The sequence below is a fragment of the Rudanella paleaurantiibacter genome (genome assembly GCF_009184635.1).
Lineage (GTDB): Bacteria > Bacteroidota > Bacteroidia > Cytophagales > Spirosomataceae > Rudanella > Rudanella paleaurantiibacter.
This window is the reverse complement of the sequence record NZ_WELI01000024.1, coordinates 1-18,631: the sequence shown is the minus strand read 5'-3', so window position 1 is coordinate 18,631 and position 18,631 is coordinate 1. Positions and strand designations below refer to the sequence as shown.

Sequence of the window (18,631 nt, the reverse complement as noted above, 5' to 3'; positions counted from 1 at the left end):
AGGCTTATAGCTTGGTAAACGGAAACTGCCTGTTGTTGCGAGTAAAGTAAGGCCTCAGTGTTTTGGGGGATACTCGCACCTGATCCAAATCCGGTAAGGCTCCTGTTACATCCTGCCCCCAAGCAGGTTCGGTCGTAAAGGCTATGTAGTCGCTTCCGGTTCTGGAAAGCAACACCAGCAGTCCCCGCTTGTTGCCGTCGTAGGGGCCACAGCGCAGAGTAAACAGGTGGTCTGTCCGGTGATCATTGTTGAGGTCCCGACGGCCCGAAAATAGCACGTCAATGAGGTCGTGTTTGTCGGGCCGAAGCATTTTGACCAACGGCCAGGCAATCCGGCTGGCTACGGTGAGCAGCACGCCCTGCCTGTGCAGCGTATCGCGCACAATAGGCACGAAGTAGGCAAGGGTGGGGGTGGGGGGGCGTTCTGCCTGACCCGGTATGACTGTTCTTCAAGCAGCGTAGTTGAATCAGAGAGAGTCGTCTGGCTGGTACCTGTTGCCTCTGTCTGAGAAATTAGCTCATTGATCTCTGAGTCAGCCGTAGAGGGAGACTGTTTGGGCAACTCATCAGCCAACAACAAAGCGCATTCATAAGCGGGAAAACGTCAGTTACGGTCATGTTGTAATGATCATTTTGGAACTTTAAAATCCTATCCTTAGGAGGCTACCCAGTCCATATAGCAACCGTGCCCCACTGCTGTACAGGACCCGTTGTGCAGTACCAACATAGTTTATCGGTATGGTAACGGCATGATTGAGCGTAACCGGGTCTGTGCTGATTGGCACCCGATTACACGACCAAACAGTCGGGTCTGACCATAGCCCGTCCTTGACCGTGAACATGACCGTGCAGTTGCCAATCAGCACCGCGACGTAAGCTGTGCCGCTTAACGTACCCGGCCCACATGAATTCTGCACCGAACTTAGTGTATATGTGGTGCTGGATGCGGGCGTTACGGTACAAATAAAGGGTGACGTAGCGATGCCGGAAAAGACAATGGGGCTACTCCCGACCACTGTAAGTGACCAGGGAGGCACACCCGTTAACGCAATAGTAAGGCTGGCGGGTTGCCCGGACGAAACCGTCTGGGAGCCGCTCAACGAAGCCACGGCAGCCTGCCCAATCACCGCTTTTGTCAGCCGATTACCGGCAGCATCGTAGGTGAAGTTGGTTTGGGCAAATACTTGTCCAAAACCAATTAACCACGTTATCAAAATTGTTATGACTTTCATCGCAAAATAGGAGTAGAGATATAATCTGTATCGGCTGTTGGAGCAAAATCACTTGCTTTCATTTGCTTATTATAATCTGGTTTATCAGCAGTCTGGTGAGGGTCTATAATGGTAGGATTCAAAAAATCTATCATTGGCCCTACGATACGTAAAACTTTTAGAAGATTAACGTATGGTCTAAGAGTGTTACCTGCTCCCCTGGTTGCAGCTCCCTCTAAAATCATTTTATCCCTAATTTGATCGACTGCCATATCTGCTGGTGCTCCCATTAATTTAGCCTTAATCTGAGAAGCTCCATTACTATTTTCAACTCGTTTATTTAGGTTAGTATCATCATCGTGCATTTCATCATTGTACAGATGCACAAAGGCTCCACTAATAGCTCCGTTTGCAAACTTGCCTCCACCGATCATAGATGTAGTGCCGCCAAGAACAGCTGCCATGCCTGTTCGGACTGATATCGCCCCAAACGAACTACCATCTGGTCCGGCGGCTTTAATTAATGTTCCACCGGCACTAGATACTGCACCAACCGCAGCCCCTTCCCAGAAGTTGCCGCCTTGTACTTCCGCCATTGTGCCCTGAACAGTAGCATGACCAACAACTTTTACACCTATACTTTCTGCTGCATTTAGGTTTTTTGCTGCCGCAGCATCACCTACAGCACTGGTTAAGTATGCAGTTGCAGCTCCGTATATTGCCCCTTTTGTACCTGCTTTAGTTGCATCATTGAAACTACCTCCTGACCATGCTGAGCCTAGAAAACCACTGGTGAATCCTGATGCTGCCCCTGAGGCCGCCGGGCCAGCCGGGGCTGTTAATACGCCAACAACAATGGCAGCTCCTGTTGTTAAAACGGGCCGCCAATGATCCCGAATTACATCGGGCATTACCTTACTATCAAGCACTTTGGCAACAACTTTAGCCGATTCATAGGCTGCTTTAAGATTGAGTTTATTAATCGGGTTTGCCAAAGCGACCTTAACAGCCACATCAGTAACTTTGTTGACGACTTTTGTGATTGCTCGAAATACTTTCTTTAGTTTGAAATACCCACTCGGATCAGTATAAGTTAGTGGGTTATTGTTGACATAGGAATACCGATTATACGCCTGTAGATCCAGTGGATTGTCTACAAAAGGATCGGGCGAGAGGAAACGGGCGACAACGGGGTCATACACCCGCCCGTTCATGTCGATAAGCTGGAACAGGTCGTAATGCTCGTGCTTGGTGAAGCCCCGGTCGGTGCGGTAGCTGGCGGTGTCGGCGGCTGCGCCCGGTCTATCGGCGTTGAGCCGTCGGCCCCAGGCATCGTAACGCAGGTGCTGTAACACCGCGCCATTGGTGTCCACCACAGCTGCCAAGTTGTTCAGCCGGTCTTTTACCCAAAGTTGCCAGGTGCGTACCGTGTTCACTTTGGTCTCCACAGCCACCACACCCGATGCCCCCCGCACATAGCTCGTCTCGCGGGTCTGGCTGCCCACCTGCTCCACTTCGTAGAGGCTATTGACGTAAATTTTTGTTCGTTTCAGTGTTCCCCGCACATACAACTGTTGCATCACGCGTTGCCGGTCGGGGCCATAGGTAATCACGGCATACGAGGTGTCGTTTTCTATTCGCCGGACTTTGTTAAACGACGTGTACTCCGTGCGAACGGTGAACGAAGGCAGACATACTGCACTATTGGCGGGCGTAATGCCCGTCAGATAGCGTCGGCCACCCAGTGCGTTCTGGTCATATTGATAAGTGCCTACGTCCGATTTGGTCAGGATATTTCCCCGCAAATCGTAGGTCATTGTCACCGCTGTATTCTCTGTCAGATTCCGTTGCGGAAAATTCAAGTTGGGCGTAATACTTAACAGGCGGTCCAGATCATCGTAACCGTATTGCAGAGTGCCGGAGCGCAACAGTTGTCCAGGGGCCTGATACACCCATTCGTTGGTGCGGGTCAGGTTATACGCAGCATCATAGGTATGCGTTTGCTTGATGCGTGCCGTTGTGCCATCTCCAGGAAGGAAAGTTTCCAGCGAATTTAGCTGCGTTTGACTCGCATCGTAGCCGTATTTGAGGTTCAGTACCGGCCCGCCTGGCTTGGCATAGACCTCTTCGTTGAGCAACGCATCGGCATCGTTGAGCGATTTGGCCTGCCAGAGTACCTTGTTGTCCGATACCCGGCGCACCAGGTAAAAATAGTTCTGGGCATTGTATTCATGCCTGACGACCAGCCCCGACGGATACCGAATCCGGTCAATGGTGTTATCGGTGTTGTAGCTGTACGAAGTGACATAACTGACTCCCGCAACCGTCTTGGTTTCGGACCCCAACCGTCCGAAATTATCGAAACCATAAGCAAACACGATTCCGGTTGGGTCGGCTATGCGACCGAGTTTGCCAACGGCCTTGTTACCCGCATCGTAGGTGTAGCTGGTAACGCCCTCCGGCTCGGTGCGTTGCACCACCCTGCCCAGTTTATCATAAATCATCGTGGTTACCTGTCCGCGCGGATTGGTGGATTTGAGCAACTCGCCAAAGCCGTTGTATTCCATTCGGTAGGTGCCAGCGACAGGGTCTTCGGATCGGATGATGCGGCCTCGCGCATCGTAAAACGTTTTGATGTCAAACTGCCCGTTACCCACTACTCGGGTTGGGTTATTCCGGCCATCGTACTCGTAACTGACGGTAAACTGCTCGCCATCGTGAAACCCTTTGGAGCGGAGAACCTGTCCCTGTGCGTTCTTCTCAACGGTTCGCTGTCGGCCCTTGATGTCTGTTACCGTCGTCTGGTTACCCACGTAACTATACTGGTTATCCACACCGTAGTCCGTCACCCGCACGGGGCGGCTCATTGCATCGTACTGCGTTTGGCGGTTTAGCCCCGGACCACTTTCAGCTGCGTCCTCGCCTAATGCATTGAAGGTCGTGCTGTAGGAGACTACTCCACCCGTAAAATTGACTTTATCGGTACGGATTTTCCGATTCAGGAAATCAAAATGCTCGATGACAGGCGGTTCAATACCTTCCTGTTTGACCATGACAAAGCGGGTATTGGCTGGACTATTGAATCGGCTCTCTGGGCGATAGATTCGTTCAACAGTCTCTTCACCGGTCGGTGTCGTTACTTTCACCATCCGCCCGAAAGCATCGTATTGGAAGTTAGACACCAGTCCATTGCGGTCTGTACTGGTCAATACTGATCCTAAAGCCGGGTCATACGTAGCCGAGGTTTGCTGACCCAGTGCATTGGTCATGCGTATCTGGAATCGGCCCCGGCTATCGAACACAAACTGATCGGTTCGGCTCTCTACCTGTGTCCCGTTCCAGGCACGGCTTTCGGTCTGGGTAATGTTACCGAAAACGTCGTGGGTGTAGAGTGTTTCTGTTTTAATCTGTACCGAAGAATCCGGGTCAGTCGTTTGTTTCATTAACTGCCCGGTCGTTGGTCGATACTCAAACGCCGAGGTTCGCACCTGTACAGGCTGCCCAGGCGAAAACCGATAGACCGTCGAGCGGGTCAGTCGGCCTAACAAATGGCTGGCGGCATTATCGGTGTACTGGTTCAGTGTTGAGTCGCGGAAGCCTTCCCCATGATTGGCAACGACCAGCAATCCATTACCTGAAGCATCGGGCACTACCCGGCTTTGCAAGTAAGTCAGTTGGGCATCTGTATTAAAATCAAAAGAACGGGCGGTCGAGATACTGCCATACGCATAATAAGAACGCGGCTTTAAGTAGCTCGGCTGGGGCGCAAAACTGGCCGAACGGGTAAAGGGTATGGCTCCTGTTACCTGGACAAAGTCAGACAGGAGTTTGCCATTAATCGGATCGTTCAGACGGGTTTCGGTGCGATCGGGTAAACCAGCCAGCCACCACCGATTAGCATCAACGGTAAATTGCTTAATACTGTAAATATTACGCTGTCGGTCTCGGATAATGACTTTGCTGAATCCCCGGAACCCCCTCCCTGCCATATGAGTGAATGCACCCTCATACTGGTAGTCCGTGTAGAGATAGCCACCAATTCCGTTTTTGTTTCTAACGGAAGCCACTATGGCAATCGGAGATACAAACTCGCCCAAGGGGTAGCGGAAGGTGCTCGTTGGGCGGCTGTAAACGGAGGGGTCTTTAAGGGTTTTGTAAGTAACGTCGATTTCCTGGCCGGAACCTTCCGTAATGCGCCCAATCAGGTCTGTCTTACTGAGAGCATTGTTATAGAGCTTAGTGGTGAGTTGCTGACCCGTTACCTTGAAATACAGCAGTTCGTTCAGGTTGGATTTGGAGTAATGACCGAAAAAGAAATTCACGCCCGACTCGCTCAACAGGCTTACATCCAGAGGGTCATCGAATATCAGACTGTTTTTGTCAGATCCTCCCATCCGCACCGAACTACCGGGTAAACCCAATCGCGAATACGTCAGTAGGTCCAGTGCGCCATCGTTGTTGAAATCAACCAACTCGGTATTTACATCGGCCCCCAGTGGTTGCTCAGCCGCTGTAATCAGATAGGGATCAGGATATAAACCAAATTTTCCGGTGCTTAACTGAAATTGATAGGACGTTTGTGAAAGCTTCAGGCCAAGATCGGGTAGACCGTCTCCGTTGGCATCTGCAATAATGAGATCCCGGTCGTAAAGATTATAGGCGGGTTGTCCGGCATCAAAGGGAATAAACCGACTCTGAAGCAAGCTCCAGTTGTAGCGAAATTCCTGCGTAGGATTGAACTCGACACTAAAGGTTGGGTCCTGAATTCGGTACTTAGTCGAGTCACTGTCATAGACCTTGTTGGCAAACTTCACCGACCGCATCGGAAAAATAGTCATGCGGCTGCTGGCCGAATCAACTAAACAAATGTCGGCCAGCCCGTCATTATTAAAATCAGCGAGGTGTAACTGGTTAAAGACTTGAGTCGGTGCTCCATCTGTCATCGTAGCCGGGATATACAGATTATGCCGAAATAACTTCACATCGCCTACGCCAGAATTACCGGTAAACGTTGGGGGTTGTGTCTGTAGCCAGTAGTCGGTTCCAAGTGTGTAATTACGCCCGTTTTTTCGCATACTGACGATGTCCGTGATTCCATCGCTATTCCAGTCAAGTAAATAGACATCATGGTTGGCAAAAACCTCAATACTCGATACAGGATAGCAGTTATTGGCCGGTCGGTTCTGATCGGTGGAACACGTTTCCTGTATAAACTGGCTGCCTGTTTTTACCACCGGGGTTTGCCAGGACCCATTCTGAAAATTGGTGATTAGCATCCGAGCATCGCCCGAATTGGTGTTCCAGAGAATAATATCGGTTTTGCCGTCAGCATTGAAATCAGCCGTTCGGTACTGATAGCGGGTTAATTTCCCTGGCAGCGAGTGAGACAGCCCATTGGGGACCGAGTTGGGAAAGCGATTGAGATAATAGGTGAACGTCGTTTGGATGGTATTAGTCGTATCAACAGCGCATAAGTCGTTGGTTCCATCACCATCCCAATCGCCAAATAACCGAACGCGTTTATCTTCCGGCCCCCAGGCAGCCGCACTGAACGGTCCTTGGGCCGTTGTTGCAGTTGGCTTGTAAGTGAGATCGGTGGCTAGTCGTTCTTCATTTTGCCAGGAGAAAACCGTAGGTTCATGGCAAAGTGTATCGGCGCATTCCTGCACTTGATACAGGAGCGAGTTTGCCGTAAACTTGCTCTTGATGTAGGATATCTCATACCGACGCACTTCCTGTCCATTGCCTAGCACCCGCACTCGGCTAAGGAGCTTATCGCTGCCTCCCACATATTGCCCGCTCAGAAAAGACCATTGTTTATCGGTTCGATCAATGTAGTCGAACTCAATACGGTTGTAGGCCACCAGAGGAGCTGCATCATTGGCAGTATATTCAATACGAACGGGATAGTGGTGAATCTTCCCATAGGGGTAGGTATTGGTTGAAGCGTTGCCAACAATCTGTTTATCATAGATGTATCGGATGTAATTGCCGTTACGGTCGCTGATTTTGCTCAGTAACCAGGTAAGTGGCGTTACGTTATCGCTGGCTACAATCCGTGAATCCTCAGAACGGCCAAACTCCATGATCAGCCCGTCTTTGGTATACGCTTCAAACCAGCTTGGCGAGCCGTTGGCCGTCAACTCCTTGATAGTAACACGGATAAACTGTTGTTGCTCAGTGATGTATTCCGTGTTTAGGTTGCCATAATTCGCATTGAGTTCTTCGGAAGCCTCGATAGAGGAGGGAGCTAATACCAAACGTGCGCCATCAAGGGCAAAACGGTCAGCTTTGGTTAGGGTTACTCCAATGGATCCGCTTCGGGTCACGTCAAACGCTTCGTCCTGCGCCCGCGTAGGGGAGGCCCGGTTTATGACGTGCAGGCCATCTAAATTCCAGCCTATACCTAGTAGACCGTTGCCTCCCTGGTGGCTATATGACAACCCCAGCTCCGGCTTCATACCGCCCGTACCAGCCGGTAGTATCAACGGAATACCGTAGGTAGCTGCCCCACCATCGGTTACGCTAAAATTGCCTTTGGTATATCCGTAGGTAGATTGGCTACCCTTCTTGCAGACCGTAATAACCAGCGGATCAGAGGGGCAGCTTGCTACTCCGTTAACCCGGCAAATGGCGGAGTAAGTTGTCGAAACAGTCGGACTTACTGTAACACTGTTACCTTCGGCACCTGTTGACCAAATGATCATCCCGGGGCAGTTGCTCGCTATCAGATTGGTCTGATTTTGCTCTCCACAAAGTGCCTGGCGGGTTGCCGCAATGGTTGGTTGCGTAGGCTGCCAGAGTTTAATCGCCCATGAATCCCAATCGCCCTGGTTATTTTCTGACTTATCGCCATTGGCATTGGAGCGCGAGATACAAAAAGCAATCAGATCGCCATCGGTTGTTAGTTGCAGGTTACGGATAAGATCTCGATCTGTCCCGCCATATCGCTTGTCCCACTGCCGATTCCCCTGACTATCTATCTTAACTAACCAGGCATCGTCTTGTCCTTGGCTGTTCTCTGTTTTATCGGGTGTATAGGCATTTGAAGCAGAGCCACCACCTACAATAAAGCCTCCGTCGGAAGTAGGTATGATATCAATAGCAACATCGACACCAGTTCCTCCAATTGTTTTATCCCAAAGTTTGTTGCCATTAGCGTCAATTTTTACTATCCAGTAATCAGATATATTGGTACTCCGGGCATTTTCTGTTTTGTCAGGTAAGTATTGGTTCGATTCCGATTCACCGATTAGTAAGAATCCACCATCTACTGTTGCCTGCAACTTTCTGAAGTTGTCATTACCTGTACCGCCAATTGTTTTGTCCCAAAGTTTTTTCCCGTAAGCATCAATCTTGAAAATCCAGTAATCAGTGCCTCCATTACTTCCATTTGTTTTACCATTAGGAGAATCAGGAAAAGGGTTAGAAGTAGAGACACCTCCTATCACATACCCCCCATCGGCGGTAGGTAAAATACTATAGCCAGATTCACTCGATGTCCCGCCATAATTTTGATCCCACTCGCGCTGGCCAGCACCATTTATTTTAAGTACCCAAACATCATTATTACCAAATAGTCCGCTTCCCTTTGTTACTATCCCACCAACAGACATTGAGGCAGAGGAAGTGGTACCGACAAAAATGAATCCTTTGTCTGGCGTTGGCTTACCATCAAAGAACATATCATCGTTTAGTCCACCAAAGGTCAGGTCATCTAATTTGTTGCCATTTGCATCTATTTTAACAATCCAGGCGTCGGTGTAAGTACTGCTCGAACTCAAGCGAGGGGTTCGTTTATCGGTACCGCTTACATCCGATTTGGTCCGGCCAGATAGAAGGTAGCTTCCGTCGACAGTAGGTATAATCGACCATAATTCGTCATTATCTGTACCACCATAAGCCCAGTCATTGACATACTGTAGATCCTTATTCAAACGGAATAACCAGAAGTCCGCACCTCCTTTTGGCGTAGCTCGCTTACTCCCGGATACAGGGGAATTGGTCGTTCCGCCCACTAAATAGCCTCCATCGGGAAGTAGGCTAACAATACGCATATCATCACTGCCACTGCCACCAATCGTTACGTCTTTACCTTTTACAAGGCTGGTGGTTTGTACAAACAGGGGTACAGCTACGCTGGCATATGCAGGTGATGTACTGACGACGCGAATCTGATAACCATTTGTGGTGATATTCGGTAATGGGCAGACAAAGGATGTCCCAATTCGTGCCGTCACCGAGGCTATAACGGTGGGACTAACAAATGTTCCGTTGGCATTCGACAGTTCTACGGTAAAAACATTTTCTGGATTGTACTGGCCGTTCGTTAACAATTGAACAACCGTCTGTTTTCCCCCACAGCCAATCGGAGTTGCTGTCACTGACGACATATTAGGTTGCTCCGGTCCCAGTTTTACCAGCCATGCATCCCCCCCTCCTTTAGCTCCCTCAACATGACCGTTGGCCGAGTAAGTCTGACCAACCATGTAATACCCCCCGTCTAAGGCGTTAGCTAATCCGTAAGCTCGGTCCTGATTAGAGCCCCCAAGTGCTTTTTGCCACTGCAGTATGCCGTTTGCATTTAACTTTATAATCCATGCGTCTTCACTGATGCCTACTCGACCAGCTAAATCTCCATTAATGGAACTTGTTTGGCCGCCAATGAGAAAGCCATTGTCTGGTGTTTGTATAATACCTGATCTTCCCTGATCATCGCCGGTACCACCGAACATCCGCTTCCAGACAACATTGCCAGTGGGATCATATTTGGCAACTAAAAGATCATTATCTCCTTTCAGAAGACCATTCAGGTCACCATCATTAGATGCAGAATTCCCAATTATGACAATCCCGCCGTCAGATGCAGCTGATATACCATATGCATAATCCGCTAAACTTCCCCCAAAGCAACGTTGCCATTGTATGGTTCCGCTTGCTGATAACTTTAATGTCCAGACGTCAGTGCTACCTTTTTTGCCACTTATATCTCCATTATTATCTGAGTTTGTGTAACCCGTTACATAAAAGCTTCCGTCCAAACCTGAAATAATGCTGAAACCCACTTCGCTTCCAGTTCCTCCTAAGCATCGTTGTTGGGATAACTGCCCTGTAGTATTTACCTGGACGAACCAGAAATCGAGACCGCCATGATTCCCACTGACATCTCCATTATTTGATTCAGCGTAACCAATCAATGCAAAACCAGATGAGGTAGCGGTAACGTCACAAAAAACTTCGCCGGAAGTACCACCAAAAGTGTTTTGCCATAGGACTGCTCCATTCGTTTTTGCTACTTTAATAATCCAGCCGTCATAATCGCCTTTTTGACTGTTAGCGTTGATATCGCCATCCTTTGAAGAACTGTACCCCACACATATAAAGCCGTCGACAACTTCTATAACTTTCCAAAATGCATCATCGCCGGAGCCACCATATGTTTTCTGCCAGATTATATTGCGTTGAGCATCAAGCCGGGTTAAAAGAGCGTCTGAGCGCCCCCCCTTCATTCCTAGCACATCATTCGAACGAGCTAAGCCAGCTACTAAAACTCCCCCATCTGAGAGAGCTATTGAGGAGCGATACTGATCGTAGTCGCTGCCAGTGTCAGCTCTTTGCCAACTTATTGTATTTGGCGAGCACTCGCTACCCCCTATTGACATTGATGGTCCAACTGTACTTGTGCTGGATGGATTACTGGCAAGTACCCTGATTTTGTAGGCTGACCCACTAACTGTATTTGTTGGAATCGTTACCCGCAGATTCCCTGAGGGGGGAGTCGCCAGTGTACCGAGTGTAACGGGATTGGTAAACAGACCAAACTGGTCAGAGAGTTGCGCCGAAAAGCTGGTTCCGGCAGGCCAGTTGCCATACGTCGTTATAGGTAATTCGATTTGCTGACCTGGACAGGCGCGAGTTGGGAGAATGCTCCTGATTGTGATAGGCGATTCATACGCTTCAAATAGCCAGAAATCTTCCCCTCCCTGGTTTTGCGTCACGTCTCCATCTGTTGATTGTGACAAGCCAGTGATAACACTATTTCCAGCCAGGGTTCGATACATTGCAAAAGCTTCATCGTTACCACTGCCGCCATGTCGTTTTTGCCAGTTTAAGCCGCCATTAGTACTGTTGATGGATAATAGCCAGGCATCATTATCTGCACTAGTCTTGCCGGTTACGTCGCCGTTTGTAGAATTGGTATTCGCCAGCACCCGCAGATTACCATCGGGGGCAATCCATATTTCCTGCCCGGTATCGTAACTACTACCACCATATGTTCGTTGCCAGGCCAGGGATAGATCTGATTGCAACTTGGCTACGTAAACATCCTCAAACCCTCGGTTTGTGAGACCATTGTCATTTGATAAAGCACTCCCTACCACAAAGTAGGAGCCATCGGGCGCAGGCTGAACAGCGGCCCCCACATCGACGAGGCTACCCCCTAATTTTTTGTTGGCAATCAGGCTTCCAGTTGCATCAAACTTAAGGATCCACAGATCTGCTAAGCCAAAACTGGTTGCATCGCCGGTGGAAGGTCGATAATACGTTCCACTAACAATAAAGCCTGAGGGCGTATATATATCCAAATGGTCGCCCAGCAACTGAATTCGTTTCCCGGAATCGTCGTTGTTACCTCCCTGTCGACTTTGCCATTCAACACCGCCAGCACTATTGACCTTGACAAGCCATAAATCTCTGCTGGCCTGGGTTGCTGAAGGGGCAGGTGGAGTACCATCTGTTGATGTCGTGTAGCCAACGAAAGCGCATCCGCCATCAAAGGTTGGGACTAAATCGTTGATTACATCGTCCCCGTTGCCGCCATAAGTTTGTGTCCAGATGACATTTCCTGCCAAATCCGTTTTGACTAAATAGGCAGAGAAGTTGTTGTTAGATCCGTTAACTAATGTGGGCCTTGAGTAGCCACCAATAAAGTAGAATCCACCAAAGCATCGGACAGTATTGGCATATTCTCGATTGGTTCCCCCAATGTTCTTCTTCCACTGAATTACGCCGAAAGCATTTGTTTTAACCATCCAAATGTCTGTGGCCCCTCCCTGAAAGTTAGTCACATCACCATCGCTCGATGCTGTTGAACCCACCATGAGATAGCCACCGTCGGGTGAGGGTGTTACATACTGTGCTCGTTCATTGCTGCTCCCTCCGTAAGTCTTTTGCCAGACGACACCGGGAGTAATTTGAGCTAACAGAGGAAAGCTACATATTAGGATGAGAAGCGTTGATCGGCAAGCAGTAGTAATTATACTCATGAATAGGTAGTTAGGCAGGTGTTTATTCTATTGGGCTCATTCGAATGTAAAAAGTCAAAAATCACTCCATGAAATTACTTGGGCAATACCCCCTTTGGGGGATATTTATAAGATTATTTGCCTAAATATTGAAAGTTGTATATCATAAGTTTGTTTCGATGACATATGCTAATAGAAAAAACACGATTTTGATGAGGAACCCTGCTTCAGTGACCGCATCAATCTTTTTGTGAAACCAAGCGTGAACTGGCTGAAGACTTGTTCAATCCGCTGACGAACGCTCTTCTTGTGAGCAGCTTCCAAGCCTGATCAGGCCAATAGCTGTTGCTTTTACATTACATGTGAAGGATAACCTGCCCATAGCCAACATGAAGTGCTTCCTACTTGTAAATTGTGTCCCCCGTATCGCCAAACTCCCTGCTACTGGCTGGCAAGTTTAAGTGCATCATCAGCAAAGCAGTAACATCAATATGCGAACCTGGTCGAATGAATAACTGAACGGGTTGTTTCTTACAGGGAGTAACCAGTTGAACTCGAAAACCGAAAAAGAGCCTGCTGTCATTATCCCGTTTGGTGAGCTAGTTTTGACTGGAGTTAGAGCCGCCTGACGCTATTCGACTGGTGTCAAAAACTTCAATGCTTAATGAGGTCTATTAGAATTGTATTTCTATAACTACTCATCTACTACCTGCCGTACCTACTTGAAACACGTGAAAAGGTGAGCATCTAAGACCTCTCGCCGAAAGGTCCTATTGTGAACCGTTTAATATATGCGTTCTGAGTTGGCTTGAGCGATTTCTGATCTTATGTAAGCCGATCTTTTTATCCGAACAACCCTGCAATGCCTGACTGATAAACTCCCGTTCATTATCACTCCGTAACCGTTCGGGTTTGCCGTAACGTTCTAGCAATTCATCCAAGAGTCGATAAACTTGACGGGCAGGAAAAGAATAATCAATGGCACGGGCCACCCCGCTCAATACCCAGAGCCTCTTGATTGTAATCGTCGACTGCATTCAGGGTACGAAACTTACGACCACCCGTTAAGGAATACGACGCAAAATCCAGCGACCAGCGTTGATGGCGGCATTAGTGAGTCGTTTTTTAGTTCGTCACTGTTAACATAAACCTAACTCCCTGAATAAGCGTCTGTCTAGTTTGTGATTAACTAACTCTCCGTGCTTGTATAACCGCCTATAAATCTTCAGCACTCCCCATTGCTTGTACCGTCGAGCCAACTGCTCGATCCGACTACTTAGCGTTTTGTTCTTGTCTCTAATAGCAATGGCTAACCGTATGCGATTCGGTCAATCGTACCTGCTTCATTTTCTCTTTGTTTACCAGTGAAACGTAAGTGTTTTACTCTACTCTTTCCTGGGTCACTTTTATGGGTTCAGAACCTTACAATATCCTGAGGGCTGTCCAGCGTAGTATCATAACGGCGTTGCTGCCAAAGTCTAATCTTGTTATCTCTAGTATTGGCCTAAAGTCCCTCTGGATTGCCTCAACACCGTAGATCCGGGCCTCAATTCGCTGGAAATATCCTGTATAACAGAATCAGGAACTTGGTGGGGTGAACTTTTGTAGTTATCTTAGTCTAAAACTTCATTGCTATGGCCTTTGCATTGCCGCTAATTGCTCCCAAACCATCCTTGCAGCTACGGCTTTTAACCGAGCAGGAAATTATTGCCCGCAGTCGACAAGGCGTGTTGCGCGCCGAAGCCGACCGCGTGGCCGGTTTGGTCGGATTAACTGACAAGGAATTGGCAGCGGCCCTGGGCTTATCCGCTTCTTACCTGCACCGGTTAAAAGTGGATCAGCGTATTAGTCAGGATGCCTCTGAGCGGCTGCTGTTGCTGGAGAACCTCCTCCTGCACGCTCTGGATACCTTCGAGCAACGAAGCAAAACCGTCCTGGGCTGGCTACGCTCCCCCTTACGGGAGTTGGACTACCAAACCCCCTTACAGGCTCTGGATACCGTTACAGGCTATACGTTAGTTGACCGGGTGCTGGGCCGCATTGACTATGGCATCTTTGGATAAGTTATGGCGATCGTTTATCGCGTAGTGCGGCAGAGGTATGCCGACCGCCCCCTGGATGTCACCGGTACATGGCTCAATGGAGGCCGTTGGAATCCACCGGGTGTTGGTATCCTCTATACGGCTGAGCATCCCGCTTTGGCTTTAGTCGAGATTCTGGTACACATGCCACAAGTTCCCTACGACGAGCTGCCCGCCTACCGGTTGTTCAGCTTGGCGCTGCCTACGAATAGCCAGCGGGTAGTAGACGCGACTAACCTACCGCCTTACTGGCAGGAGAACACCTACCACCGGAGTCAGCATCTTCTGGCCGATTGGCTCGCCAAGCCGGATGTGTTAGCCTTGGGTGTGTCCTCTTCGGTGATGCCCTCCGGGATCAATTACTTACTGCATCCGGCCCATAGTGACTATGGCTCTGTGCAGGTCATTGACGAGAAGCCCCTGATGATTGATCCCCGCCTGTGGTCGAAGTAGTCAGGGCAGTGGCATTCCTTGTGTCTTAAGAGGGAAAGCCTTTGCTGAGACGACATAAACAGGTGTTTCTTAATAGAAATGACAGGGGCAAATCCGTTAACAAGTATTACACGTATCAGGAGTTTTTCCATAAAAAACCCTGTTTTACATTTCCGTACACAGCGTTTCTAGCTGCTGTCCAAACAAGTGGCGTTTGACCCCTCAGCCGAGGCTCGGAAATGGGAGCCTGAAATTTAGCCGAAAGACAATACACTATTCGCTGGAGATGAGTTGAAGGTAAATTTTTAGCTCGTCAGCTTTGCGTTTAGTGATCTTGTGCCAACGTGCATAGTTTGCAGCATACAATGAATAGAATGAATTTCTTAGGGTTATAAATGATGCACTTTCACTCTCCTCTTCGCCATAGTTATGAAGTGCGGCTTTGTGGAAGTAATCAATGAATGCCTTATGGTTCGCGCTATTATGATAGGCCAAGGCAGCATCGGCATATAGCTCGCGAAATTCTGGCTGACGGTTTTCAGGCAATTTCTTACCGTCGCCGTTGAGGGCAATAATTCTATTGATTCGGCCCGCAAACAGCCTAGTCAGATAACCCCGCTCGCTTGCCCTCAAAGCCACCCATTCTGGCGAGAAAATACGGTACGACTTGTACGTTGGTATGTCATCAGACTGCTTGCCAGCGACTAGCATTACCGTTCGGGCTTCAGGCATGGCACTTACAAACCTGACCATAGTTCCCTGCGAATGACCGATAAATTTGCCGTCGTTGTCGTGGAGTCGCAGGCAATAGGTCATAAACGTTGATTCAGAATGATCGGCCCCGTCCAGCAGACGCTCGGTGAATTGGAGCATCAGCCGCTCGCCGTCCCGGTGCGCCTGTCCGAAATATTTCTTTTCGTGCCCAATCATCTCCAGTTTTCCATTAGTATGAATGGTCAGGGGCATCTCCACAATCTCGAACCATTCGTCTTTGCCGTTAGGAGTAGGTTCTCTGGCCAGTGCATAGAGACAGTATGCTCCACTTAGTGACTTCAAATCAGTCGGACGGACCTGTGTGTCGGGCAAGATACCGGGCAGATCTTCGCGGAGGAGCCCCGCCTTTTTTAGAATATACGCTGTTTCAGAAAGCCGTTGGTTATTAAGTATGGTGGGTGAGTCTTCGCCTGAAAGATACTCGCGCAGAACGGTGTATTCACTAAATAGGCTAGTCAATCGGGCCTGATTATCGACGTTGAACGGAATGGGGTCTTCAACTTTAATTGTACCAAGATCCCAGGTTTCGTTGGTCTCAAACATAGCCACCCGGTTCATAAAAATCTGATTCCCCATTGTTTCTGAGCCGCTTCCAACGCCCAAATACCAGCCTGGTTCGGTATGTTTCCAAAACAACATTCGGTAACGGTGAAGGCCCCACTTGATGTCATAATCAAAAGCAAACCAGAGTACTTTTTCGTGATAGGACCGGAACTGCCCCACTTCAGTCTTGCCGTTGCGATACACTATGGTAATACGCCCGTCATTATGTACCCGAAGTTTAAAACTCTCTAAGGTTTCATCCTGAGTATGTATGAAATAGCCCCTGAAGGTTTTCCCTAGCAATGTATCTGTCAAAGTTTTGTATGACCCCTTCACAAAGTTGGGTAGCGGTTGCCGGTCTTTCTGCACATACGTCTGCTGAAACAGAGCCTGCTTAATCATTAGATCGGTTGCGTCTTCGTCCGATGGCTCATAAGCGTCGTCTGACGTTTTGCTGGGAGCGGGTTGGTGCCGCAGATAAACGGTGCCGTGCAGAGGACTATGGCGTTCTACATCGGCAGTTGCAAAAGCCCCTAACAGCAGCGAAATCTGGTTTTCATTCGCAATGTTGAGCGTAAGGAAGAGGTCGGGAGCGCCTGCCCGTACAAACCGAGCACTCAGGTGGAATTTTCCGGGTTTGTACACCTGCACCCAAATTTTTCCGATGGCTTCGGATCCGTCGTGAAGCCATAATTTGGCTCCTTTGCCTTTCCAATTAATAGGAAGACGCAGCCGCCCTGTTACCACTGAACCCGTGTCCAGACCAGCATCGCTGTCGGCCGGAGTGCTCCAATCCCAGTAATAGATAACAAACTCGTGGTATGGCCCCTGTGGCGAAGCCTGCTTACCTAAGGGGGGGATAGTAGGGGAGTCATTGGACATGGGGCGGGCCACCGAACCCATCAATTCTTTAAGCCGGTTTATGGCCGCTTTCAGACTGTCGCGTCGGGTTTCGGCCTTTTGCTGTTTACCATGAGTCTCCGGGAAAAAAATTCGATATAAAGTCCCTCTCGAAAAACCTTTTCCCATGCGCTTAGCTACTTTCTCAAAGCCATCGCCTAGTTTTTCCTGTTCTTTGTATTTCTTGAATAATTCGGTAAACTCTTGGTAAAGCTGTTCAATTTCTTCGGCTAAAGGCATGGTTTAGTGTATGTTAGGTGTAGGACTTCTAAATATAGATTGTTCAACTGAACAGTCCAACAAACACATAGAACTTTAGTTGGACAGTCTCTTTTCTGTCCAATTGGACAGGGTATGGACTTAAAGCCTGCTCAGTTGATACACTCATACAAAAGATAATTAATAATGTTTGGCTTTGTTGGACAATTTTAATATAATATTTGATATAAATAATATTTTGCCATAGCTTTGATCGAAATCAATGCTAAAAACAAACTAAAATGGAAGCAAGACCAGAGCGTGTAATTTTTGCGGTCTGCCTGTTTATTCAGGGGCTGCATGCCTATTTAGCGATGGAAGTAGGGGGTAAGTTATTTGGTTCTAATTCCGAACACGCCTTTGAAATGGCGGTTTTGCAATTGATTCCCGGAGTACTCATGGACCTGTTTCATCGGAAGGTTTTAGCCCCATCTGGTAAACTGCGTAAGCTGTTTGATACCACCTGCCGGTGGGTTATGTTATATTTCTTTTTACTGATTGTTACGGAAGTCGCCTTCGTCGTTTTTGGCTCCCCCTTCGCCCCTGACATGACTGAGTTTATTGCTCGGATGACGATGGTCATTAACAGCTTCGTTGCTGTTTTTCTGCTCATCAATCTTAACTGGCGCAAGCCCACCCCACCTCGCCCTGGACGCGGTAAACGTCAGCCACGTCGTCCTTCCGACCCGCTCAAACCTCGCCTGACGCGACCCTCCCGCCCCGCCGGCGTGCTCCGATAGGCGGACATATAAAAACTCCCGCCAGATTTTATGACGGGAGTTTTTATACGTCCGTTACTTAACTTTTATCGCTGTCAGGTTAAATGCTTATCAATATGCTGTACCTCGCCCACGGAGCGCCGGAGTCGTTACCGCCGTCCGCTTGAAAAAGGTCCACTTGTTTTTTATTTCTCCATCGGTGCATGATATTTTAGGAGATATGCAACGATTGGGTATCGTAAGAGGCAGACTGGCAGTTAGTCAGCTTTTTTGATACTTCTACTGCGGCCGGATTTAGCTTTAGAATAGGTATCGTACTTTCGTTGTGTTTTCAAGTTGTTTAGTGGATGTGTCTTTGCCCCCTTTCGTGAGCCAGTTTGCACTGGAGTTTAAGCCGCCTGTCGGTACTCGACAGGTGTCATGAACCTCAAGGCCTGGTGAGGGCGTTCCGTGTTGTATTCGACCAAC

The 18,631-nt window shown here is 48.7% G+C and carries 7 protein-coding genes; 3 read left to right on the top strand and 4 right to left on the bottom strand.

From position 1 onward, the window contains the following. Nucleotides 1–4: 4 nt before the first annotated feature. The 3 genes from F5984_RS26250 to F5984_RS26240 form a co-directional block, all read right to left on the bottom strand. Nucleotides 5–391, bottom strand: a complete 387-nt coding sequence (locus F5984_RS26250) for a hypothetical protein (RefSeq protein WP_152127350.1) — start codon at nucleotides 389–391, stop codon at nucleotides 5–7. Nucleotides 392–640: 249 nt separating this feature from the next. After that, nucleotides 641–1,231 carry a hypothetical protein gene (locus F5984_RS26245; RefSeq protein WP_185155655.1) on the bottom strand — a complete coding sequence of 197 codons (591 nt, stop codon included), beginning with the start codon at nucleotides 1,229–1,231 and terminating at the stop codon, nucleotides 641–643. Then, nucleotides 1,228–12,312 (bottom strand): SpvB/TcaC N-terminal domain-containing protein, encoded by an 11,085-nt coding sequence (locus F5984_RS26240; RefSeq protein WP_185155654.1) that lies wholly within the window; start codon nucleotides 12,310–12,312, stop codon nucleotides 1,228–1,230. The genes F5984_RS26245 and F5984_RS26240 overlap by 4 nt, the downstream gene beginning before the upstream one ends. 1,778 nt (nucleotides 12,313–14,090) lie before the next feature. Between F5984_RS26240 and F5984_RS26235 the strand changes: the two genes are divergently transcribed. Together F5984_RS26235 and F5984_RS26230 are read left to right on the top strand one after the other, a co-directional pair. Beyond that, complete coding sequence (locus tag F5984_RS26235) at nucleotides 14,091–14,519, top strand: antitoxin Xre/MbcA/ParS toxin-binding domain-containing protein (RefSeq protein ID WP_152127344.1); 429 nt, start codon at nucleotides 14,091–14,093, stop codon at nucleotides 14,517–14,519. Nucleotides 14,520–14,522: 3 nt separating this feature from the next. Beyond that, the gene (locus tag F5984_RS26230; protein WP_152127342.1) at nucleotides 14,523–14,990 is read left to right on the top strand and encodes an RES family NAD+ phosphorylase; all 468 of its coding nucleotides are present in this window, start codon (nucleotides 14,523–14,525) and stop codon (nucleotides 14,988–14,990) included. A gap of 252 nt (nucleotides 14,991–15,242) precedes the next feature. Here F5984_RS26230 and F5984_RS26225 read toward each other — a convergent pair whose 3' ends face one another. Further along, nucleotides 15,243–17,426, bottom strand: a complete 2,184-nt coding sequence (locus F5984_RS26225) for a hypothetical protein (protein WP_152127340.1) — start codon at nucleotides 17,424–17,426, stop codon at nucleotides 15,243–15,245. A gap of 260 nt (nucleotides 17,427–17,686) precedes the next feature. Between F5984_RS26225 and F5984_RS26220 the strand changes: the two genes are divergently transcribed. Continuing rightward, a complete protein-coding gene (locus tag F5984_RS26220; protein ID WP_152127338.1) occupies nucleotides 17,687–18,184 on the top strand; it encodes a hypothetical protein in 498 nt (165 codons plus the stop codon). The last annotated feature ends 447 nt before the right edge of the window (nucleotides 18,185–18,631 follow it).